Genomic DNA, 22,488 nt, shown 5'->3' on the forward strand with positions numbered 1-22,488 from the left:
CAATAAGGACGGCCATTTCATTGACTGCGCAAAGCGCGGTCATAGACTTGATTGTCTCGCTGCATCTCTCGCTCACGCGTCGTGAGCCAGGCAACAAGACAGGCCACATGCGCATCAACTCCAATCATCATCCCATCACCCGCCGTCTCGCGGCATCGCTGCTCGCCGCCGCCGTCACCTTGTCGACGGCCGTCGCATCGTTCGCGACTGAGGCCGTCGTGCTGCGCGTCGGCGACCAGAAGGGCGGCAACCGGTCGCTCCTCGAGATCTCCGGCTACGCGAAAGACCTGCCGTACAAAATCGAATGGTCGGAATTCCCCGCGGCCGCGCCGATCCTCGAGGCGCTCAATGCCGGTGCGCTCGACGTCGGTTATACCGGCGATCTCTCGTTCCTGTCGGTCTATGCTGCGGGCGCGCCCATCAAGGCGGTCGGCGGCACCAGGTCGGACGCAAAGACGCAGGCCATCCTGGTGCGCCAGGATTCACTGATCAAGTCGGCCGCCGACCTCAAGGGCAAACGGCTCGCCGGCACGCGCGGCGGCTGGGGCCAGTTCCTGATCGACGCGACTCTGGAGAAAGCAGAGATCAAGCTGGAGGATGCGACCTTCGCGCCGCTCGGACCAGTCGACGCGAAGATCGCGCTGCTCGCGGGCTCGATCGATGCCTGGGCGGTGTGGGAGCCCTACGTGTCGTTCGCGACACTGAAGGACAAGGCCCGCGTGATCGCCGACGGCGAAGGATTGACGCCGACCATCACCTTCATCGTCGCGTCCGACAATGCCATCGCCACCAAACGCGCGGCGGTGCTGGACCTGGTGCAGCGGCTCAGCAAAGCGCGACTGTGGTCGCTCGATCACCTCGGCGAATATGCCAGGAACACCGCCGAGCTGACCAAGCTGCCGGAAGACGTGCTGCTCTCGGCCTACACCGCACAGCGCAGCAGCCCGATCGTGATCGACGAGGACGTGGTGAAGGAGGTGCAGGCAGCCTCCGATCGCTCGACGCGTTATGGCATCCTGCCGAAGAAGCTCGACGTCAGCAAAGCCGTCGATCGCAGTTTCACCGCTGCGGCCGCGGGATCGAACTAAGCGGAAGCGGCGGGATGCCCTGGCCTGGTCTCAAAGCCGGTCCGCTGCATCTCGCCGCGATCGTGCTGATGCATTTCGCCTGCATGAGCCTGATCGTCTGGCTCTCGCTTTAGCTCCTGATCACCAATAGGCCCTGTAGTACGGACGCGGATACGGGCGGACGTAGCCGTAATATGGGCGGTACGGCCGGTAGTATCGGCGATAGCCGTAGTAACGAGGATAGGCGTAGGCCGGGCCATAGCCGTAATAGGCCGGCGCATAACCATAGCCGTAGCCGGGATATCCATAGCCGCCGTAATACGGGCCGCCGCCATAATAGCCGTAGCCGTAAGGCGCGCCGCTGGCGATGGCACCCCCGATGATCGCGCCGGCCGCAAGACCGCCGAGGCCCCATCCGAATCCGCCGCCGCGCCAATGCACCGGCGTGACATCGTCGCTAACCGCGGCCTTCATGGTCGCGACGTTGGTCGGCAGCGGGGCCGCTGCCGCCTGCTGGATTTCGCCGGCGATGACCGCGCCGACCAGGCCACAGGCAATTGCCGTTCTCCAGATCCTCATCGTCTTACTCCCTGTCTGACGTTTCGCTCGGAAAAAGGATCGCAACACCATGATCGGGTATCCCGGCGCCGAGTCAAAGCCGGATTTTGCGTGCGGCGCACAAGTCCCGCCCACGGCGCGCTGCTGGATGGCCGAGGCGAAAGCATTAAGCTTGCCGCGGTCGCAACCAACAACGTACTTCCCGATTTAATATGCGTGCCGTTACTATCGGTTCCAGTGGGCGCGGGACCGCGGGGCTTCTCGCGACAAAAAGCCCCGAAATGCCAAAGTGGGAGGATGACATGAGTGCCGTCGGTAATGAGCCGCTTGCCCGTCAGGCGCTGGCGTTCGTCCTGGCCGGGGGGCGCGGAAGCCGGCTTCTGGAATTGACCGACCGGCGTGCCAAGCCCGCGGTCTATTTTGGCGGCAAGTCCCGCATCATCGATTTCGCGCTGTCGAATGCCGTCAATTCGGGCATCCGCCGGATCGCGGTAGCGACCCAGTACAAGGCGCACAGCCTGATCCGGCATCTTCAGATGGGCTGGAACTTCTTCCGCCCCGAGCGCAACGAGAGTTTTGACATCCTCCCCGCCAGTCAGCGCGTGTCGGAGAACATGTGGTATGTCGGCACGGCGGATGCGGTCTACCAGAACATCGACATCATCGAGTCCCACGCCTGCCGCTTCATCGTGGTGCTGGCCGGCGACCATATCTATAAAATGGACTACGAGGTGATGCTGCGCCAGCACGTCGAAAGCGGCGCCGACGTCACGGTCGGCTGTCTGGAGATGCCGCGCGCGGAATCCTCGGGCTTCGGCATCATGCATATCGACGAGAACGGCTGGATTCAGGAGTTCCTGGAGAAGCCGAAAGATCCGCCGCCGATGCCGGGCAAGCCCGACGTCTCGCTCGCCAGCATGGGCATCTACGTCTTCAACGCAAGGTTCCTGTTCGACCAGCTCAAGCGCGACGCCGAGGACCCGAACTCCAATCACGATTTCGGCAAGGACATCATTCCGTACCTCGTCAAGAACGGCCGCGCGATCGCGCACCAGTTCTCGACCTCCTGCGTTCGCACCAACGGCCACAACGGCGCCTATTGGCGTGACGTCGGCACGGTCGATGCCTACTGGTCCGCCAATATCGATCTCACCGACGTCGTGCCGGAGCTCGATTTGTTCGACCGCGCCTGGCCGATCTGGTCCTATGCGGAGATCACGCCGCCGGCCAAATTCGTTCATGACGAGGAGAGCCGGCGCGGCCAGGCCGTGAGCTCACTGGTCTCGGGCGGCTGCATCATCTCCGGCGCCTCGCTGCGCCGCTCGCTGCTGTTCACCGGCGTGCGCATCAACTCCTATGCCAATGTCGAGAACGCCGTGATCATGCCTTATGTGAATGTCGGCCGCGGCGCTCGCTTGAAGAACGTCGTGATCGACCGCGGCGTCGAGATTCCGGAAGGCCTCGTCGTCGGCGAAGATCCCGAGCTCGATGCGAAGCGATTCCGCACCACCGAGCAGGGCATCTCGCTGATCACCCAGCCGATGATCGACGGGCTCAATAGATGACGCCTGTTCGCGTCCTCGCGGTCGCTTCCGAAGTCTATCCCATCGTCAAGACCGGCGGCCTTGCCGATGTCGCCGGCGCGCTGCCGATCGCGCTGAAGGCGCATGGCGTCGAGATGCGCACCTTGATGCCGGGCTATCCCGACGTGATGCGGCTCGTATCCAACGCCGAGGAGATCCGGCACTGGCCGGATTATTTCGGCGGCCCCGGACGGCTGCTCGCCGGCTCCCACGAGGGGCTCGACCTGTTCGTGCTCGACGTGCCGCATCTCTATGCGCGGCCGGGCAACCCCTACGTCACCAGCGAGGGCGTCGACTGGCCAGACAATGGCGTACGCTTCGCGGCGCTGTCGCGCGTTGCCGCCGATATCGGCCACGGCCTCGTTTCGACCTTCGTGCCCGATGTCGTCCACGCTCACGACTGGCAGGCCGGGCTCGCGCCGGCCTATCTGCATTATGACAACCGCCCGCGGCCCGCGACCGTGATGACCATCCACAACATGGCCTATCAGGGCAAGTTCGCGCCTGAGCTGATCGGATCGATCGGCCTGCCCTGGGGGTCGTTCAACGTCCACGGTCTCGAGTATTTCGGCGGCATCAGCTTCCTGAAGGCCGGCCTGCAATTCGCCGATCGCATCACCACGGTGTCGCCGACCTACGCGCGGGAGATCCAGAGCGACGAAGGCGGCATGGGGTTCGGCGGCCTCCTGCGCGAACGCGCCCATGTGCTGAGCGGAATCCTCAACGGCATCGACATCTCGGTGTGGAATCCGGAAGAAGATCCGCACATCGCCTACCGCTACGGCGCGGAGGACCTGACGTTCCGGGCTGCGAACAAGGCGGCGCTGCAGCAGCAGTTCAACCTCAATTCCTCCGACGAAGCGCCGCTGCTCGGCGTCATCAGCCGGCTGTCGTGGCAGAAGGGGCTTGATCTCCTGCTCGAGGTCATTCCGACCATCCTGGGCGAAGGCATGCAGCTCGCGCTGCTCGGCAGCGGCGACCGCGATCTGCAGGATCGCTATCAGGCCGCGGCCCGCGCCAATCCCGGCCGGATCGGGGTCGTGATCGGTTATGACGAGATCCTGGCGCACCTGCTCCAGGCCGGTTCGGACGCGCTTCTCGTGCCCTCGCGCTTCGAGCCGTGCGGCCTGACCCAGCTCTGCGCGCTGCGCTACGGCGCCGTCCCGATCGTCTCGCGCGTCGGTGGGCTCGAGGACACCATCGTCGATATCGGCGAGGCCGATGCCTCCGACCGCGATCCCACCGGTTTCAAGTTCGCACCCGTGACGGCGGACGCCTTCGCCGGCAGCTTGCGCAAGGCCAACATCGCCTTCCACGACAAGCTGACCTGGCGCCGGCTGCAACGAAACGGCCTTGCCACCGACGTCTCCTGGCGTGGCCGTGCCGGCGACTATGCCGCGCTCTACCGTGATCTCATGGCATCCCGCGCCTGAAGCATGGCCGTCGTCGAATCCCATGCTATAGAGCCGCCATGGACCCCTTCGTGATCAAGCTGATCGGCTTTGCCGCCGCCACCTGCACCACCGCGGCCTACGCGCCGCAAGCCATCAAAGTGTGGAAGACCCGCTCCACCGGAGACATCTCGCTCGGCATGTTCCTGGTCATGGTGCTGGGGCTGGCGCTCTGGCTGATCTACGGCCTGCTCTCAGGCGATGCCCCGCTCGTCGCCGCCAACGCCATCACCATGGTGCTCGCCGGCGGCATCCTATTCATGAAGCTGAAATACGGGTGAGGTTGTCGCTGACTACGGTTAGCCGAAGGCGTAATCTACCGCTTCAATTCGCGCCCAATGGTAGATTACGCCAGCGGTACTCCGCTTCGCGCAGCCGCGTGCCAGGGCGTGTACTCCGATTTGCGATTATGCAGGGGCAATTGCGGCGGCCGCCGGGGTTGTGCGGGCCGCCTCGGTTCCTATCTAGACTCGGCGACAGGCCGCTTAGCTCCGAAAAGTTGGTGCTGCAGTGATCAATTCGATCTGAGCCCATCTTGCCGAGTTTTGCATTGCTGCGGTGGTCGAACGTAGTGGTGTCCATCAACCGCTTGGTAAACGGGAAATAGCGATCATTGATCTTTTCCGGAGATCAAAAAGTCAGTCATGTTGGACGATGCAACTGCCTAGTCTAGGCGTCGAGGATGTCCGATCTACGATCACTAGCGCCGGAGATAAAGTTCCGCCGAGGTTTTAGCTATGCCGGCGGTCTGGTCGCAATTGGAGTGATCTATTTCGTCCTCGCAAAAGCCGGCCTCGCTCTCGCCTCTGTTCATCCCAGTGCAACGCCAATTTGGCCACCGACGGGTCTCGCGCTGGCGGCGGTGCTGTTGTGGGGATATCGGACCTGGCCCGCAATTTTCATTGCAGCGGTGATCGCCAATGCAACCACCGCCGGCTCCGTTGCCACCGCAATTGCGATTGCGACCGGCAACACTCTCGAGGCCGTTGTTGGCGCTTATCTGATCAATCGATGGTCGCGCGGACGTCATACGTTCTCGAGACCAAATTCGGTCGCGAAGTTTGCTCTGATCTGCATCGTGATCGCGACGCCGATCAGCGCCAGCATTGGACTGACCAGCCTGGCGGCCGCCGGGTACATCGACCGGACCAATTTCGCGAACGCCTGGGTCACATGGTGGCTGGGAGATGTGACCGGCGCGCTGGTCATTGCGCCCGTTATCGTGCTTTGGGCATCAAGCCAGGACCATGCTTTCAACCGCAATGATTTTTTGGAGACGGTCGGCGTCCTCGCAACAGCGGCGGCTGTTGGACTCATTGCTTTCAGTCCCTTGATCGAGCAAACGCCGAGCAGAGATCCACTGGGTTTTCTCGTGATCCTGCCAATGTTGTGGGCGGCGCTGCGCCGCGGTCCACGTGACACCGCAACGGTTGCGCTGGTGCTTGCCGGCATCACGGTTTGGGGGACGCTCACGGGCGGCGGCCCCTTCACGGCCGCGGACCTCAACGTTTCATTCCTGCTGGTGTTGATGTTCCTGATCAGCATTACGGTTCCTAGCTTGTTACTGAGCGCCGACGTCGAGGTCCGCAAGAAGGGGGAGAAACGTCTGCGCCGCGCGCAGGTCGAACTCGAACGGAAGGTCGCAGAGCGTACGCAGGAGCTTGAACTCGCCAATGCAGCAAAATCGCGCTTCCTTGCCATGGCAAGCCATGATTTGCGGCAGCCATTGCATGCACTGGGCTTGTTCATTGCCCAGCTGCGCATGCCGCTCAGATCGGGGGAACGGACAAGGACGATCGAGTTGGTCGATGCAACGCGCAAGGAAATGGATGAAATGCTCAATTCGCTGCTGGATATGTCCAAGCTGGATGCTGGAATCCTTATACCCACCATTACTGAATTCCCGATCGCGCGCCTGTTGCAAAAAATTGAGACGACGTTTGATCAGGCAACGCGAGAAGCGGGCTTGCGTCTACGCGTCAGGCGAAGTGACGCCTGGGTGCGGAGCGACGCCATGCTGCTCGAACGCATACTGCTCAATTTGGTATCCAACGCTGTGCGCTATACGTTGCGGGGTGGAATCATTGTCGGCTGTCGCCGGCGCGGTCAAATGTTGCGCATCGAAGTATGGGATAGTGGTCCCGGCATTCCCGAGGATCAGAAGCAGAATATCTTTGGCGAGTTCTTTCAACTGGCCGCCCGAGACCGGAACCGGTACGGCAGCATGGGGCTCGGCTTGGCTATTGTGGACAGGCTTCGCCTGCTTCTCAACCATCCAATCGACTTAGCTTCGACCGTGGGCCGAGGTTCGCGATTCGCGATCCTGGTTCCGATGGCCGATGAATGCGACACATCCGCCGAGCCCGTCGACTCTCCCCACCCCGTGGTCTTTGCGGTTGAAGGCAAGGTCGTCCTTGTTATTGCCGATGCTCCAATTGTCCAGGAGGGCACGGGCGGATTGCTTGGCAGATGGGGATACACCGTCCTTACCACCGGATCCGACGAAGCGGCACTTAACCGATTTGCGGAGCGCCAACAACGCCCCGATCTCATCATCTCGGATTATCATCTTGCAAATGGAAAGACCGGGATCCGAGCCATCGAAGGAATCAACGCGGCGTTCGGTTCATCCATTCCAGCTATTCTCATCAGCGGCGATACGGCACCTGAACCAGCACGTGAGGTCAAGGATAGAGGCTACATTTTGCTGCACAAGCCTGTCGACCCGATGCGGCTCCGCGCTGTCATGCACGAGCTCTTGATGGATCATGACGATGGGAGGGATACCCGGGCGGCTTCATGACTCGGATTTCGGCGGCGATTCCCAGCCCATTTTTCCTACTTTTATGACTGCCTCGGTGCGGCTCGTTACGCCGAGCGCCTTGAGAACGACCGTGACGTGATTTTTCACTGTCGGGACTGCCATGTTGAGCGTCTTGGCAATGATCTTGTTGCTTTTTCCCTTCATCAGAAGCGCAAGCACTTCGATCTGCCGATCGGTCAATCCGAGACCCCTGAGAAAGTCGGGCGTCGTTGGTTTATTTGTAAGCCGCGGAGACGGTTCCTCCAGAATTTCAGAGGGAATGTAAATACCGCCAGAGAACACCAACTCAATCGCGTTGAGCATGACCTCTCGTTCGGTCGTTTTAGGGATGAAACCCAGCGCGCCAAGTTTGAAAGCGCGCTTGACTGTGTCCTGATCATTCGAGGATGAAAGAATGATGATCGCAATGGTGGGATAGCTGTCTCGCAGTTCGCGGAGGACAGAGAAGCCATCTCTGTCGGGCAAATTGATATCAAGCAAGATGAGGCTGATGTCGGGATGTTCCTCGACTGTGTCCACTGCCTGACGGCTGCTCGAAGCTTCAAATATGACGGCTTCTCGCTTCAGCTGTCTCAGGACGGCGCACAACGCCTCGCGTATCAATGCGTGATCGTCGACAATAAGGACCTTCATGAAAAGCTCTCCGTCATCCCATGGCGCGGAGATCAATTTGAGAAATCATACACCCGCCTTTGGGATTTTGGCGAGGAAGAGGCTGGCGGTAAGACTGGTCCGGAAACCGTCCATTCTTCATCGCTGGTCCAGCCAGCGGCTCACGGTTAGGCACTCAAGATAGAAGTTGAATGCCGTTGTATGCTGTAATTGCAATCAGCTCACGGGACGCCAGAAAACAGCGAATGCGGCGATGAGAGTCGCGGGATTCAGACTGCGGGTATCTGCAGGTACCTTGATCATAGGACCTAGGAACCCCTCCGTGAGGACCTCCGGCTGATTTTACGCGCTGTGCCGTTGAGCGATAATCGCCAACCGACAGCCTCCCGCGCCAGGAGGTTCCACCAGGCGTAATTCGCGGCCGGCTTCGGCGCGGCTAATGTTTTTCGTCAGTTTCGGGCCCTCTTGAAACGTGCTTGGACGCCGGACGGGGAACCAGATGCTTGATCGAACTGCCACCTCGAAGCCATTCGCAGGCGCGCTGCCGGAGCTGAGCGGCTATGGCCGCGATCTGCGCATTGATGCCTGCCGCGGCATCGCGCTCTGGTGGATCTTTCTTGACCATGTCCCCAACAACATCGGGAGTTGGCTGACGCTACGCAACTACGGCTTCAGCGATGCCGCGGAAGTATTCATGTTTCTTTCGGGTTTGACCTGCGCGCTGTCCTACGGCAAGGCACGGCAGAGCGGGGGCTGGATCGGCGTGATCGGCCGGACGCTGTGGCGAAGCTGGGATATTTATGTCGCATTTCTACTGCTCACGCTCGCCTGCGCCATCGTGGTTCACCTCGCAGGCGGCGGCCCTCTTGCCGACAAGAGCAATTCGCGCATTCTGTTGGATCAGCCGGGCGTGACGCTTGCGCACGCGGCGATCCTGCAATACCGCCCGGTGAATACCGACATCTTGCCGCTCTTCGTGCTTTATCACCTCTTGTTCGCGCCGCTGCTGTGGCTGCTGCTGCGAGCGCCGAACGCGACGCTGGGCGCGTCGCTGCTGCTTTACACACTGGTGCATGCCTTCGGCTGGACCATCCCTGCATGGCCGGGCGGCCACTGGTTCTTCAATCCGCTGGCCTGGCAGCTGCCTCTTGTGCTTGGCGCGTGGTGGATCATCGAGGGCAAGAGATTTCGACCGTGGCTGACCTCGCGCACCGTGCTTGTTTCTGCGGTTCTCTATCTGCTGATCAGCCTCATCATCGCATTGAGCTGGAGCGTCAAACCGCTGGAAGCGTTGGTCCCGCAGGCGCTCCTGACGCTGTTTTACCCGCTGGACAAATCGAATCTCGCTCCATTGCGACTGCTGCATTTTCTGGCCCTTGCAGTTTTGGCCGCGTGGCTCGTGCCTCGCGATTGGCGAGGGCTGACGACTCCGGTGATGCGTGGCGCCATTCTCTGTGGCCAGAATTCGCTGCCAATCTACTGCCTTGGCGTTCTGCTGGCGCTGGTCAGCCACCTGGTGCTGCTCGATATCTCCGAGGGGCTGACGATGCAGATCGCGCTCAGTGTCGGTGGCGTATTGGTGATGATCTTGGTGGCGACGCTGCTGAATTTGATCATGATCAAACCCAGGCAGCAGCCGCACGCGAAGGCCGTCGAGCAGCCAACCAGGTCTGAGCTGCTCATCAATCCCATGACAGCCAGGGCGCTCGGCGTTGACATTCCGCCCGCGTTGCTCGCCTGTGCCGACGAGGCTGATCGACTAAAGATGCTGTTTGCTCCGGTGCGCGAGTCCGGCCGCGGCGCGGATCCAGTGCCAGCAATCGTGCACGCATTCGGGCCGCCAGCGAAAAGTGTCGGTCAGGATGTGGATTAGAACACAAGGACTCACAAGGACTGTGGAGCCTGCCCCTTAATCTTCCGGCCATCGCACAGGAGCCAAGGCCATGATTTCGCAGCCAAGGACCCACAAGAGAGCGATGTTGATCGCGGCGTACGTGACGTTGGCCTGCGTATCGGCATTTCTGTCGGTCAACCTGACATCACCCACCAGCGCCGCGCTCGGCGCGGACTGGCGGTGCAGCCGGTTTGCGCTCGTGTTCACGACCTGTACCCCGGTGGGCGTACACGAGACCGTGCCACTGGCATGCGCAAGCTGACCTACCAAAAGCCGAACGCCATGCTGCCTGTAAGCTGAAATCAGAGGATACCCTCTGGGAGGGCCACGTTACCAACTTGAGCTGGGCTGCCGATACGCTCGGGCAACTCCAACAGCTGATCGGACTTGCGCTCGGTTGGAATGTCGCCTCTGTCGCTTCATGGCCCAAGAGGAAGAGGTACGGAATGCTGCACAGATCCGCAGGTAGGGGCAGACTGGCCCGGGGCGGATCTGTCGATCTGCGCATCCAATGTCCGCTTACGCTGCGGAGCGGACGAAGCTATGCCGTAAGCTGCAAGATAGATTTATGAGTGCACGCCCTAATCCGCCCTACCCGCACTCAATTCACCCAAACATGTAAGACGCCATCGCCACACCCGCGACCTCGTCGACGAACACGCGCTTGCCGACGTCGCTGCCGGCCGCGCCGGCCGCGACCATCAGCGGCAGCAGATGGTCCTCGCGTGGATGCGCCAGGCGCGCGCTCGGTGCGCTTTCCCAGTCGACCAGCATCGCGTTGCGGCGGGCCGGATCCGGGTTGCTGATCGCCTCGTTGAGATAGGCCTCGAAATCGTAGGACACGGGCTTGGACTCCGGCCGGTTGAAGCCGCGCATGTTGTGATAGGTCAGCCCGCTGCCGACGATCAGAATGCCTTCATCTCGGAGCGAGGCAATCGCCTCGCCGACCTTGACGTGCTCGGCCGCATCGTAAGCAGACTTCAGCGAGAGCAGCACGATCGGCATGTCGGCGTCCGGATACATCAGCCCGAGCGGCACGAAGGTGCCGTGATCAAAACCCTGATTGGGATCTTCCCGGCAAACGAGGCCTGCGCGCGTAAGCAGCGCCTTCACTTGCGCGGCGAGCTCGGGCTGGCCCGGCGCCGGATATTTGAGATGATAGGTGTGCTCGGGGAAACCGTAATAGTCGTACACCATCGGCGGATGCGCCGAGGTCGACACCGTGAAGTCGTCGGCCTCCCAATGGCCGGTGATGACGAGCACGGCCTTCGGCCTCGCCGGCAACAGCTGCGGCAGCCGGCCGAACTCCGCGGCGGTCTTGGCATATTGGACCCGCCTGTCCTCCATGAACGGCCAAGGACCGCCGCCATGGGACAGGAAGAGCGTCGGAAATCGCGTCATGGGACTCGTCTCAATGGCAACATACGCGTGGCAATGCCCGCGCGACCGGCGGCGAGCATAGGCAAACCGGCATGGTTAGCAAGTCGTTAACGATTTGCCGCCCACAATCCTGATGTGGCCGAAGCAGTCGGCCAGAAGACAAGTGAGACGTGAGATGAGGAAGTTCGCGCTGGGGGACGTCGTCAACAGTGACAAGGGCCGCCGCGGCATCGTGCGCGCCGCCTTCAAGTCGCGGGATGGCCAGCAGTTCTACGCCGTCGAGAAGGACGGCGCGATGGACTATCTGGAGGAAGAGCGGCTGAGCCCGGCGCCGCGCGTCGAACTCGCGGCCTAAGTCCAACTCAATTCTTGCTCTCGCCTGTGAGCCGATCGAGACGGTCCGCGAAGGGATCGTCTCCGCTGGCGATGCGATCGTTTGTGATCAGCAGCAGTCGATCGCGGCCTGCGGCTTGGTCCCAATGCGGCAGATCAGGACCGTTGGGATCGCCGCTCCGGGCGAAGTTGATCCAATAGGAGCGCATGCGGCTTGCGACCTCGCGATCACCGCGCGAGAAGATGCCCGCTCCTGGCACGCCTTCCACACCGAAGATGAACTGCAACTCCCGCCCGTGCCCGCCCTCGGGATTGGCGCGGCGGGCCTCGGGAACGTAAGCGAAGCGATAGCGAAAGGTCGATGCCCCGCTTGCGGCATGCAGGCGGGCCAGCAATCTTGTGGGCTCGGAAAAGACCTTGTCGGTATAGAACCGCGCCGCAAGCTCCGAAGGCCTGACGATATCGGGATAGAGCCTGCGCAACGCATCGCTCGTCATGCCTGAGGAGGCGAGCTCCTCCTTGATCTCGAACTCATTACCGAAACCGGTCTCGTCATCGTTCGAGCCGATGATCACGGGAATGCAGCCTTGATGTCCGGCCGCAAAGCCGGCAGCAATATCCTCGGTCACCAGATCTCCGTCCATCATCGGCGCGAAGCCGTGCCGCGATGTCTCCAGGAGACGGCTTTCGGCGGCAAGCAGGCGTCGCGGTTCGGCGGCACGCAAATCCGCCTGCGGTCCAAGCGCCGCCGCGAACTGCCGGCCGACGGCCTCCGCCTCCTGCGCCGAGCGCAGCCGCCCGCGACCGGGGACCGATTGCAGAATGGCCTTCTGGAAGAGACCCTGCGATTGCGCAGACAGCATCAGAAGCGCGATCGACGTCGCGCCTGCATCGCTGCCAAACAAGGTGACGTTACCTGGATCGCCGCCGAAGGCCGCGATGTTGTCGTGAACCCATTGAAGTGCCGCGATCTGGTCCATCAGGCCGTAATTGCCGGAGCCTTGCGATAACGCCGGGTGAGCGAGCCAGCCGAGCGCACCGAGGCGATAGTTCAGTGTGACCACGATGAGGCCGGCCTGCGCCAGCTTGGCACCGTCGAACAGCCGCTCATTCGCCGTGCCACTGATGAACCCACCGCCGTGGATGAACATCATCACCGGCAGCGGGCCATCGACCCCGAAGGGACGGAACACGTTCAGCGTGAGGCAATCCTCGCTCGAGGCCTTTAGCGCCGGCTGAAGGCAAGGCGCGCCATACGTGTAGGCGGTCTGCATCTCCGAGCTTTCCGGCGTCGGCTGTGGCGGGCGCCAGCGCAGCGCGCCGACCGGCGGCGCCGCGTAGGCCAGCCCCTTGAACGATGCCACCTCGCCTTCGACGGCGCCGAGCATCTGTCCTTCACGCGTTAGCGCGAATGGAAACTGTCCGACCGGCTGCGCCATGGCCGGGCCGGCACAATGCAAAACGCAAGCAGCAAGGAGTGAAAGCAGGAAACGCATCTTTGGAGCATCTCGATGCGCGGACAGGTTGCCTGCAGGTTATGCCCGTGACGATCAGCGATGCAAGCCTCGCGCGGCCTAACCGCCCTTGGCGAGCAGCTCCGCCAGCGCGCGGCGCGCGATGATGCCGAGCTCGCCGAGTGTGGAATGGCCTGCCTGCGCGGCCTCGATCAGGCGTTCGGCGATGAACCTGCGGCTGTCGTGATCGCCGCCATGCGGCAGTTGGCGGCACGTCTCCTCCAGGACGACGTCCATGTTCGCTTTGGTCCGCTCACTCAACTCTGGCATGACACTCGGTCGCTACGCGTGGCTTGTAACCGCAAGCATACACAGACGGATCGGACATGATTACCCGGGTAATCACGGCCATTGTGCATCGCGATGCGTGTAGCGCCGCAAGATTCACGTGGCCATGATGCCGCCGCAAACGACCACCGAAGATTGCACTTGCTTTGATGACAAGCTGAACCTGCGGCGATAGCCTGCCGGCAAAACAAAACATACGGGAGGAATGCGATGCCTGACGCAATGGTTGCTACACGTGCCTCCGACGCGCCTGGAACTGCTCAGCAAGCCGATGTTGCCGTGGTCGGCGCCGGGTTTGCCGGCCTGTATCTCCTGCACCGCCTGCGCAAGGCCGGCTTCAAGGCGATCGCCCTCGACGAGGCCGGCGACGTCGGCGGCACCTGGTACTGGAACCGCTATCCGGGCGCCCGCTGCGACATCCAGACCATCGACTACAGCTACACCTTCGATCCCGAGCTCGAGACGGCCTGGACCTGGTCTGAGAAATACGCGACCCAGCCCGAGATCCTGCGTTATCTCGGCTTCGTCGCCGACCGCTACGATCTCAGGCGCGACATCCGCTTCGGGACCAAGGTCACGGCAGCCAAATGGGACGAGGCGGCCGAGCGCTGGCTCATCACCACCGACAATGGCGCGCCAGTCTCCTGCCGTCACTACATCATGGCGACCGGCTGCCTTTCGGCGCCAAAGCCGCCAGAGATCGACGGTGTCAGGGATTTCAAAGGCGAGGTCTACTTCACCGGACGCTGGCCGCATGACGGCGTCAATCTTGCGGGAAAGCGCGTCGCCGTGATCGGCACGGGCTCGTCGGCGATTCAGTCGATCCCGCTGATCGCCGAGCAGGCCGCACACCTCACCGTGTTCCAGCGCACGCCGAACTTCGCGCTGCCGGCGCATAACGGCCCGGCGCCGTCGGACCGCATGAGCCTGTTGCAAGCCGATCGCCCGGCCTATCGCCAGCAGGCGCGTCAGTCGATGGCCGGCGTGCCCTATCCGCAGCAGACCGTCGTGAGCTGGCAATTGAGCGATGCCGAGCGTCGTGAGCGGTTCGAACGTGCCTGGGCAGCCGGCGACCTCGTCCACATCCTGACGCAACTCTGGGCCGACCAGGCCGTCGATGTCGACGGCAACAGGATCGTGCAGGACCTGATCCGCGAGAAGATCCGCGCCGCGGTTAGGGATCCTGAGACCGCTGCGGCGCTGATGCCGGACGATCATCCGTTCGGCGCAAAACGTCCCTGCCTCGACACGAATTACTACGCGACCTACAACCGGCCGAACGTCACGCTGGTCAATCTGCGCAAGGAACCGATCAAGGCGATCACGGCGAGCGGCATCTCCACGAACGGCCGCAGCTTCGACCTCGACGTCATCGTGTTCGCGACCGGGTTCGATGCCATGACCGGCGCGATCCGTGCCGTGCACCCGATCACCGGGCGCGGTGGCAAGTCGCTCACAGACGTCTGGGCGCAGGGGCCGCAAACCTATCTCGGGCTCACGGTCGCGGGCTTCCCGAACTTCTTCATGATCACCGGCCCTGGCAGCCCGTCGGTATTGTCGAACATGGCGGTGTCGATCGAGCAGCATGTCGATTGGGTGGTCGACCGCCTCACCGCGCTGCGCGATGCCGGCTTCACCACGATGGAGCCGACCGAGACGGCGCAGGCCGGCTGGAACAGACACATGGCCGACTGCTCGATGCTGACGCTGCACCGGCTCGCCAACACCTGGTACACGGGCGCCAACGTGCCCGGCAAGGTGCAGGGCCTGATGCCCTATACCGGCGGCGTCGGCCCCTATCGCAGCATCTGCGACGAGGTGGTCAGCCGCGGCATGCTGGGCTTCAAGCTCACCGGCCCTGATGGTGCCGCGCAATGCAATGACGGCGAGGTCGTTCGCCTGCAGCCGGACGTGCGGCTGGTGATGAACCTGCTGGCGTCGCTGAACCTGCCGCCGATCGAGTCGATGGGCGCGGAAGGCGCCCGCGCGTTCGTCAACGAGTTCAACAAGGGCCGGCCCGCCGGGCGGCCGATCGGCGACATCGTCGACGGCACCCTGCCCGTCACCGGCGGTGCGCTGCCTTACCGCGTCTACAAGCCGGCAACGCCGGGCCCGCATCCGGTCGTGGTCTATTTCCACGGCGGCGGCTGGGTGCTCGGCGACGAGCAGTCGGACGAGCCGTTCTGCCGCGACATGGTGCGGCGGACCGGCATGATGTTCGTCAGTGTCGGCTATCGTCATGCGCCGGAGCATCGCTTCCCGACCGCGGCAGAGGACGGCTATGCCGCAACGCGCTGGATCGCCGGACACGCCGAAGAGCTCGGCGGCAAACCGGGCCCAGTGCTGGTCGCAGGCTGGAGCGCCGGCGGCAACGTCGCCGCCGTCACCTGCCAGCTCGCGCGCGACCGTGGCGGGCCCGAGATCGCCGGCCAGCTCCTGATCTGCCCGGTCACCGACTGCACCTTCGACCGTCCGTCCTACAACGACAATGCGACGGGCTATTTCCTGACGCGCTCGCTGATGTACTGGTTCTGGGACCTCTACTGCTCGCCGGCGGACCGCACCGATCCGCGCGTCTCGCCGCTCCGTGGCAAGGTCGCCGGCCTGCCGCCCGCTTTCGTGGCGACCTGCGAGTTCGATCCCTTGCGCGACGAAGGCATCGCCTATGCCGAGGCGATGGCGGCCGCAGGGGTCCCGGTCGAGCAGCTCAGGGTGCACGGCCATTTCCACTCGTCCTTCACCATGGTCGATGTGGTGATCACCGGCGTGCCGGGCCGGGTGCAGATGGCGCAAGCCCTGCGGCGCTTCGCCGGGCTGCCGCCGGAGGTCAGCAGCAGCGACGAGCACAATATCAGTCCGGGGCACAGGATCGCGGCGGCCGCGAGCTGATAGCGACAAGCGGACCGGCCGGGAGCTATTCTCCCGGCCGATACGGCGACCGGTATGGTCCCGGTATCCACGCCCGTTGGGCCAGGCGCGACGGCGCTGAGCTGGCCTGGGTTGTCAATTGAGCGGCTAGGGCTGGTGGTCCGGCAGCAACGTCGAGGCCGCGATGAGGCCAGCTGCGGATGCAACAGCCGCAACAAGCCAGGGCCATACGTAGCCGGTAGCCGTGGCCTCATACGGCAGCGACGCACCGAGCGTCGCAACGCCCAGTGCGAAGCCAGCCTGGCGCATGACCACAGTCACTGCCGAAGCCATGCCTGTCTGGTCCGAAGGCACCAAGGCGACGACAGCACCCGACAGTTGTGGGTGCGCAAGCACCGCACCAAGCCCTATCAACAGCATCGCGGTCGCCGCCGCGGCGAGAATAACGCCCGTGTTCGGGAGCCAGCCACTCGCGACCAGCATCAAAGTGAGATTGCCCGCCAGCAGCGCCAGCATGGCGGTCGCGAACAGCCGACGCCAGCCCCAGCGTTTTGTCAAACGGGCACCATAGGGCGGCAGCAGAAGCATCGGCAACGTCGCGCAGAGCAATGCGAAGCCGACCGACGAGCCTGTCCAGCCAAACGCTGTGCCCAGGAACGGCGGCAGGTAGACGAGGACGGCCCAGAATCCGATGGACACGGCAATCAGCAACGAGGAAATTCCAATCATGATCGGCTGACCGAATACAGCCGGATCGAACATCGGCATAGCCCGTCGCCGCTGCTGCATCGCGAAGATGGCGAGCAGGCACACGCTTGCCCCGAGACCGACCGCAACCCGGACCGGTGCCGCACGCCCCATCAACACGCTCTCGATCGCAAGACCAAGAGCAAAGGTGAGAAGAATGATGCCGCTCCAATCCAGCGGACGCCCGGCAGGATCGCGCGATTCTGCGACCAGCCGCGGGACGGCCAGAATAGCGAGCAGGCAAAGTGGGATATTGGCCAGGAAAATCCAGCGCCACCCGATCCAAGTCGAGACGAGCCCTCCGAGCGTCGGCCCAAGAGCCATGGCTGTACCCGAGATCACACCCATCAGCGCGAATGCGCGGGCGCGCTCGTCAGGCCGGGTATAGGTGCTCGCGAGCAGCGCGATGCCTCCGGTAATGACGAACGCTGCACCAAAGCCTTGAACTGCACGAGCTGCCCATAGCCCCGGGCCTCCCGTCGCAAAGCCGCAGGCGACCGAGCCCGCCAGGAATACGATGTTGCCGCCGAGCAGGGCACGTCGTCGCCCATACCTGTCGGCAAGCGCACCTGCAGCCAGCAGCCCTCCTGTAAAGGCCAGACTGTAGGCATCCATGACCCAGGCATAGGCGGCGACGCCGAAACCGAGCTCGGCAGCCATGGCCGGCATGGCGACGACGACCGCCGTCACGTCGAACTGCGTCAAGAAGGCCGTCATGCCGAGCACCGCCGCCGGCAGCACGTCGCGCCAACAGCTCAGCGGCTGCGTATGGAGTTCGGTCCTGGCCATCATTTTCCAGATCGTGAAGCGTTCTCCCGATATGCACGCCAGCGCGGGCTGCGCGCCAATGCGAGCTGTTCACATCGCCATGAAATTCGTTCATGATGATGCGATGCGCTCATTTCCTCCTTTCGATGGCCTGATTGCGTTCGAGGCCGCCCTGCGACATGCGAGCGTCACGCGCGCCTCGGCAGAACTCGGGCTGACACAGAGTGCGGTCAGTCATCGCCTTCGCAAGCTCGAAGACTTCGTCGGCATGCCTCTGCTCATTCGACAACCAACCGGCTTGAGCGCCACAGCCGCCGGTAGAGCCCTGTCGAACGAGTTGGCCGGCTTGCTCGAGCGGATGGCCGACTTTCGCGCGCTGTGCCGCGCTGCCGCGCCGCCTCCCGCCTTGAAAGTGGGCGTCAGCGCTGCGCTTGCCGACTACTGGCTCGTGCGCCGTTTGCCCTATTTCGCGGAAGCCCATCCCGGCATACCGGTCGAGCTTGCCATTCTCCAAGGTGACGCACACGCTAGGTCAGCGGATCTCGACGTCGCGGTGCTGTGGCAACCGGCGGCGGGCTCGAGAGCAACGTCGACCCAGCGCTTGTTATTTCGTGAGCACGTGTACCCTGTCTGCCACCCCCGCCTGCTGCCAGGTCGGCGACCACTAGCCGACGTCACGCGACTGAGATCCTTGCCGCTCTTGCACAAGGGCCGAGCGGGCGAAGACGGTGGGGTCGAGTGGTCCTGGACGACCTGGTTCGAGCGATTGGGGCTAGGCTGCCCTCCATCTGCGGAAATCCGTTTTGCAACAATAGCTACCGCCATAGCCGCCGCCCTCGCGGGCAACGGAATCGTGCTCGCACGCTCGCTGCTGGTTCAGGATGCGCTCAAGGACGGGAGGCTGGCGCGCGTGCTCCCGCAGTCGTGGGATTTGCCATCGAGCAAGACCCAGATCGTGCGCTGGCCCGCGGCAATGGCCCAGGATCGCCGCGTGAAGGCGTTCGTCGACTGGGTCTTGCGGATTCCGAAAATTGCCGGCGGTTGAGCCTGACGCCGCGGCGTATTGTCGGGAACCTTTTTCCGGCGGCCGCGTTGAGCGTCCGTGGCATTGAGATGCAGCGATAGGTGTAGGCCCCGGCACGTAGATCCGCGTGCCGGGGCATTTTTTGCGTGAGGCGAAGCGATGGGGGACGGTGCTGCGGGTTCAAAGGTCGATTTCGGTGCGCTTGCCGCCCTGCATAAATGGCCATCCCTTGCGAACCAGCGCCGGCTGGACCGGGAATCGTATCAGATAGTCGAAGGCACGCTCGACGAGTGCATCTCGGCCTTCATGGAGAAGCCGGCGACGACCCGGCACCTTTATGAGATTCGGACGGCGGCGCAACCACCCCTGGTGACAGGCACTCTCTCGGCCGAGCACGTCATCGAGCTCTCGCGCTTGAGAGAATTTCTCTGACCGCGCTTCACATGCTCGTGCAGGAACCTTCTTCCGGTTTTTCCCGTTGTCGAAAGATCGGAAGCCATGACGTGAGCGCCTCACATGCTTGAAGCTGGCGTAGCATCTCCGGTCGTGCCCTATGGCGCGGACCAGACCCTGTTCGTGGTCATCGATCGCCTCGACGAGGCGACCGAGATTCGCGTCGAACGAAACGATCTCGAAGCCACGATCGGCGAGCTCGTCGCCGGCTGCTTCAACGACCCCATCAAAGTGATTTCGTTCAACACGCTCGAGCATTGGATGAAGGACATCTCGACCGATGTCGCCGGCGAGATCCGGGCGCGCTGCGAGATCGATGGCCTAGAGCTGCCCGACTATCTCAGCGATTTCGTCGAGAGCAACACCTTATCGCGCGGCGGTTAGGCGCGCCGGTGCTTGCCGGCGATGACCTCGATCTCGCGGCGGCGCTCGCCGGCGAAGGTCAGGAGCCTTTCGATCGTCAGCGTATCCGTGATCCGTTTGGCGAGCCGCTCCGCGCGCGCCGCCTGATCTTCGAGATACTGGATCGTGTTCAAACGCCGCCTCCCCAAAAGCCCCGAATTGTCGGACAGGTATGGTGCGACAGAGCAACTAACAGCCGGTTAAGCGCCGCGATGGTGCAAGCTCATCGCACGACCTCGAGCCGGACATTGGTGATGCCCTTGTCGACCATACCGAGCGCCTCGGCCGCGGACGGGGAAATGTCGACCACGCGCCCGCGAATATAGGGCCCACGATCGTTGACCCGGACCGTGACGAAGCGACCGGAGTTGGTATCGGTGACGCGCAACTTGGTGCCGAACGGCAGAGTAGGATGCGCCGCGGTCAACTCGTTCTTGTCGAACCTTTCGCCGCTCGCGGTTTCCGTATCGGAATAGAAGCTGGCAACGCCATGCGACGCCGTCTGCTTTGCGTCAGCGTCGGGGACGCGCGCCCGGCTGATCGGACGTGGATGCAGCGCCGCCACACGGTGCGGGCGTTCGACTGCGGCCTGCCGGCTGGCGCTGGCGAGATCGGCCTTCTGGCGGCCGACCGGCGATTGCGCGCAGGCGGCCAGCGAGGCGGCGCCGGCGATGGCCAGCAACAGCCGGCACGAGGTTGCGAGGGAAATCCGGGCAGTTTCGGCACGTGCAATGCGAGACATGGTACGCCCCTCCGAACGGCCGGATTTTCGGTGGGCAATGAGGGCAGAACCTTGTCGGAACAAAAGCAGGCCTGAGGCCGCCGCCGTTTCGCGCCAACTGTGGCGATTCCACCACAGTGACGCGTCCTGAATCGGGACAGGCCACCAGAGGTGGCCTGTCCATCCGGTGTCTCAGTAATGCGGCTCGTACATCAGGGACTGGACCAGGGCCTTGACGTCGTTAGGCGCCGGTCCGTCCGCGAGCCCGCGCTGATAGGCGACGTCCGCAACAGCCGCGGCGATGCGGACCGAGACCTCGCGGATGCGCGGCAGCGCCGGGTAGAGACTGCCCTGCGCGAGGTCGTCATTGCCGACGCAATCGGCCAGCGTATGCGCGGCCGCCATGAACATCTCGTCGGTGACAAGGCGCGAGCCGCTGGCGATGACGCCGAGGCCGACGCCGGGGAAGATGTAGGAATTGTTGCCCTGGCGCGGCACGAAGCTGCGGCCATTGAGCTGGACCGGGTCATACGGGCTGCCGCAGGCGAACAGCGCCCGGCCCTCAGTGTAGCGATAGGCATCCTCCGCCGAACATTCCGCCTTCGAGGTCGGGTTGGAGAGCGCGAACACGATCGGTTGTTCGTTGAGCTCGGCCATCGCCTTGAGAACTTCGGGCGTGAAGGCGCCGCCGACTGCGGCGACACCGATGATCGCCGTCGGCTTCAGCGTCTTGATCGCGGTGAGGAAGTCGGAGATCGGCGCCTGGTCGGCATGCGCATAGCGCAGCTTGTGGCCGGAGAGACCTTCCCGGCCGCCGACGACGAGGCCGCGGGAATCCACCAGCCAGTTGCGCCGGAGTGCTTCGGCTTCCGAAGCCCCCTCCGCCATCATGGCGGATACCACGAGATCGGCGATGCCGGTCGCCGCCTCGCCCGCACCGAGGAACAGGATGCGCTGGTCCCTGAGCTTGCCGCCGGAGACGCGCAAGGCCGAGAACAGGCCCGCGAGCGCCACCGCCGCGGTGCCCTGGATGTCGTCGTTGAAGACGCAGGCCTCGTCGCGATATTTGTACAGCAGCTTGAACGCCGCATGATTGGCGAAATCCTCGAACTGGATCAGCACGCCCGGAAAGGTTTTTCGCGCAGCTTGCATGAACTCGTCGACGAAGCTGTCATAGGCCTGGCCGGTCAGCCGCCGCTCGCGCAGGCCGAGATAATAGGGATCGTTGAGAAGCTCTTCGTTGTTGGTGCCGACGTCGAGAACGATCGGCAGGCACGCTTCCGGATGCACGCCGGCACAGGCTGAATAGAGCGACAGCTTGCCGACGGGAATACCCATGCCATTGGCACCGAGATCGCCAAGTCCCAAAATTCGCTCGCCGTCGGTGACGACGATCAGCTTGGCCTGATAGGGCCAGTTCTTCAGAAGCTCGGCGATCTGGCCACGGTCGTGCGAGGAGATGAACATGCCGCGCGGCCGCTGGAAGATCAGGCCGTATTTCTGGCAGGCGAGCCCGACCGTCGGCGTGTAGATGATCGGCTGGATCTCGTCGATATTGTCGACGACGACACGGAAGAACAGCGCCTCGTTGCGATCATGCAGCGCGTTCAGCGCGACATATTTTTCGAGGTCAGTCGGCAGCGTGCGCAAATTGGTGAGGACGCGCTGAGCCTGCGTCTCCATCGTCAGCACGCAAGGCGGCAGGAGGCCGCGCAGGCCGAGTGCATCGCGCTCGGATTCCGTGAAGGCGGTGCCCTTGTTGAGCAGGGGATCGCGCAGCAGCGACATGCCTTGCGGCGGATTGGACGACGTCGATTGGGCAACGACCCGGGCAGGTCTATTCACGAATTCCCCCAAGAAGCTTCTCTATTGAACGCCGACATTGTCCGCCAGCGCTCCAACGAGATCAAGGACGTAGCGACCGAAGCATCGATTGTGATCTCGCACCGCAGCGAGATTGTCGCGAACGGCTGGCGGTTGCGGCAGAAAAGTTAACGCCGC

22 protein-coding genes are annotated in these 22,488 nt (G+C 63.2%); 12 read left to right on the plus strand and 10 right to left on the minus strand.

Features of this window, described 5'->3' with window-relative positions:
• The first annotated feature begins 107 nt into the window (after positions 1-107).
• On the plus strand, positions 108-1,088 hold the full coding sequence (locus IVA79_RS27265) for an ABC transporter substrate-binding protein (RefSeq protein ID WP_247558798.1): 981 nt from the start codon (positions 108-110) through the stop codon (positions 1,086-1,088).
• A gap of 120 nt (positions 1,089-1,208) precedes the next feature.
• On the opposite strand, the gene IVA79_RS27270 is transcribed toward IVA79_RS27265, so the two are convergent.
• On the minus strand, positions 1,209-1,646 hold the full coding sequence (locus IVA79_RS27270) for a hypothetical protein (protein ID WP_247558800.1): 438 nt from the start codon (positions 1,644-1,646) through the stop codon (positions 1,209-1,211).
• Between the two features lie 281 nt (positions 1,647-1,927).
• On the opposite strand from IVA79_RS27270, the gene glgC reads away from it, so the two are divergent.
• The 4 genes from glgC to IVA79_RS27290 all read left to right on the plus strand — a co-directional run bounded on the left by glgC (position 1,928) and on the right by IVA79_RS27290 (position 7,462).
• Positions 1,928-3,190 carry a glucose-1-phosphate adenylyltransferase gene (glgC, locus tag IVA79_RS27275; RefSeq protein ID WP_247558802.1) on the plus strand — a complete coding sequence of 421 codons (1,263 nt, stop codon included), beginning with the start codon at positions 1,928-1,930 and terminating at the stop codon, positions 3,188-3,190.
• Complete coding sequence (gene glgA, locus IVA79_RS27280; RefSeq protein WP_247558804.1) at positions 3,187-4,641, plus strand: glycogen synthase GlgA; 1,455 nt, start codon at positions 3,187-3,189, stop codon at positions 4,639-4,641. The genes glgC and glgA overlap by 4 nt, the downstream gene beginning before the upstream one ends.
• A 38-nt stretch (positions 4,642-4,679) precedes the next feature.
• Positions 4,680-4,940 carry a SemiSWEET transporter gene (locus IVA79_RS27285; RefSeq protein ID WP_247558806.1) on the plus strand — a complete coding sequence of 87 codons (261 nt, stop codon included), beginning with the start codon at positions 4,680-4,682 and terminating at the stop codon, positions 4,938-4,940.
• 401 nt (positions 4,941-5,341) lie between these two features.
• A complete protein-coding gene (locus IVA79_RS27290) occupies positions 5,342-7,462 on the plus strand; it encodes an MASE1 domain-containing protein (protein WP_247558808.1) in 2,121 nt (706 codons plus the stop codon).
• On the opposite strand, the gene IVA79_RS27295 is transcribed toward IVA79_RS27290, so the two are convergent.
• A complete protein-coding gene (locus tag IVA79_RS27295; protein WP_247558810.1) occupies positions 7,457-8,116 on the minus strand; it encodes a response regulator transcription factor in 660 nt (219 codons plus the stop codon). The two genes, IVA79_RS27290 and IVA79_RS27295, sit on opposite strands and share 6 nt — an antisense overlap.
• Positions 8,117-8,594: 478 nt before the next feature.
• Between IVA79_RS27295 and opgC the strand changes: the two genes are divergently transcribed.
• Positions 8,595-9,968, plus strand: coding sequence for an OpgC domain-containing protein (opgC, locus tag IVA79_RS27300; protein WP_247558812.1), 1,374 nt, complete (start codon positions 8,595-8,597; stop codon positions 9,966-9,968).
• 36 nt (positions 9,969-10,004) lie between these two features.
• On the opposite strand, the gene IVA79_RS27305 is transcribed toward opgC, so the two are convergent.
• Positions 10,005-10,196 (minus strand): hypothetical protein, encoded by a 192-nt coding sequence (locus IVA79_RS27305; RefSeq protein WP_247558814.1) that lies wholly within the window; start codon positions 10,194-10,196, stop codon positions 10,005-10,007.
• Between the two features lie 399 nt (positions 10,197-10,595).
• Entirely contained in the window at positions 10,596-11,390 is a 795-nt protein-coding gene (locus IVA79_RS27310; protein ID WP_247558816.1) for a class III extradiol ring-cleavage dioxygenase, read from the minus strand.
• A 154-nt stretch (positions 11,391-11,544) separates the two neighbouring features.
• Here IVA79_RS27310 and IVA79_RS27315 point away from each other — a divergent pair, with 154 nt between their 5' ends.
• Positions 11,545-11,724: a hypothetical protein gene (locus IVA79_RS27315; protein ID WP_247558818.1), complete on the plus strand. Its 180-nt coding sequence runs from the start codon at positions 11,545-11,547 to the stop codon at positions 11,722-11,724.
• Between the two features lie 7 nt (positions 11,725-11,731).
• Here the strand turns inward: IVA79_RS27315 and IVA79_RS27320 are convergent, their stop codons facing one another.
• Both IVA79_RS27320 and IVA79_RS27325 read right to left on the minus strand, forming a co-directional pair.
• On the minus strand, positions 11,732-13,198 hold the full coding sequence (locus tag IVA79_RS27320) for a carboxylesterase family protein (protein ID WP_247558820.1): 1,467 nt from the start codon (positions 13,196-13,198) through the stop codon (positions 11,732-11,734).
• Between the two features lie 78 nt (positions 13,199-13,276).
• Positions 13,277-13,486, minus strand: coding sequence for a hypothetical protein (locus IVA79_RS27325; protein ID WP_247558822.1), 210 nt, complete (start codon positions 13,484-13,486; stop codon positions 13,277-13,279).
• Positions 13,487-13,714: 228 nt separating this feature from the next.
• Here IVA79_RS27325 and IVA79_RS27330 point away from each other — a divergent pair, with 228 nt between their 5' ends.
• The gene (locus IVA79_RS27330; protein WP_247558824.1) at positions 13,715-16,393 is read left to right on the plus strand and encodes an alpha/beta hydrolase fold domain-containing protein; all 2,679 of its coding nucleotides are present in this window, start codon (positions 13,715-13,717) and stop codon (positions 16,391-16,393) included.
• Positions 16,394-16,519: 126 nt separating this feature from the next.
• Here IVA79_RS27330 and IVA79_RS27335 read toward each other — a convergent pair whose 3' ends face one another.
• Positions 16,520-17,824 carry an MFS transporter gene (locus IVA79_RS27335; RefSeq protein ID WP_247558826.1) on the minus strand — a complete coding sequence of 435 codons (1,305 nt, stop codon included), beginning with the start codon at positions 17,822-17,824 and terminating at the stop codon, positions 16,520-16,522.
• On the opposite strand from IVA79_RS27335, the gene IVA79_RS27340 reads away from it, so the two are divergent.
• The 3 genes from IVA79_RS27340 (at position 17,787) to IVA79_RS27350 (ending at position 19,748) form a co-directional block, all read left to right on the plus strand.
• Positions 17,787-18,932 carry a LysR substrate-binding domain-containing protein gene (locus IVA79_RS27340; RefSeq protein ID WP_247558828.1) on the plus strand — a complete coding sequence of 382 codons (1,146 nt, stop codon included), beginning with the start codon at positions 17,787-17,789 and terminating at the stop codon, positions 18,930-18,932. The two genes, IVA79_RS27335 and IVA79_RS27340, sit on opposite strands and share 38 nt — an antisense overlap.
• Positions 18,933-19,070: 138 nt before the next feature.
• Positions 19,071-19,343 carry a hypothetical protein gene (locus IVA79_RS27345; RefSeq protein WP_247558830.1) on the plus strand — a complete coding sequence of 91 codons (273 nt, stop codon included), beginning with the start codon at positions 19,071-19,073 and terminating at the stop codon, positions 19,341-19,343.
• 84 nt (positions 19,344-19,427) lie between these two features.
• A complete protein-coding gene (locus tag IVA79_RS27350) occupies positions 19,428-19,748 on the plus strand; it encodes a hypothetical protein (protein WP_247558832.1) in 321 nt (106 codons plus the stop codon).
• Here the strand turns inward: IVA79_RS27350 and IVA79_RS27355 are convergent.
• The 3 genes from IVA79_RS27355 to IVA79_RS27365 all read right to left on the minus strand — a co-directional run bounded on the left by IVA79_RS27355 (position 19,745) and on the right by IVA79_RS27365 (position 22,332).
• Entirely contained in the window at positions 19,745-19,900 is a 156-nt protein-coding gene (locus IVA79_RS27355; RefSeq protein WP_018319756.1) for a hypothetical protein, read from the minus strand. The genes IVA79_RS27350 and IVA79_RS27355 overlap by 4 nt on opposite strands.
• Before the next feature lie 89 nt (positions 19,901-19,989).
• Positions 19,990-20,508 (minus strand): septal ring lytic transglycosylase RlpA family protein, encoded by a 519-nt coding sequence (locus tag IVA79_RS27360; protein ID WP_247558836.1) that lies wholly within the window; start codon positions 20,506-20,508, stop codon positions 19,990-19,992.
• Between the two features lie 171 nt (positions 20,509-20,679).
• On the minus strand, positions 20,680-22,332 hold the full coding sequence (locus tag IVA79_RS27365; protein WP_346658206.1) for an NAD-dependent malic enzyme: 1,653 nt from the start codon (positions 22,330-22,332) through the stop codon (positions 20,680-20,682).
• A gap of 24 nt (positions 22,333-22,356) precedes the next feature.
• Here IVA79_RS27365 and IVA79_RS36850 point away from each other — a divergent pair, with 24 nt between their 5' ends.
• Entirely contained in the window at positions 22,357-22,482 is a 126-nt protein-coding gene (locus tag IVA79_RS36850; RefSeq protein ID WP_256465662.1) for a hypothetical protein, read from the plus strand.
• Positions 22,483-22,488 lie beyond the last annotated feature (6 nt).

The organism is Bradyrhizobium sp. 138 (assembly GCF_023074075.1).
Lineage (GTDB): Bacteria > Pseudomonadota > Alphaproteobacteria > Rhizobiales > Xanthobacteraceae > Bradyrhizobium.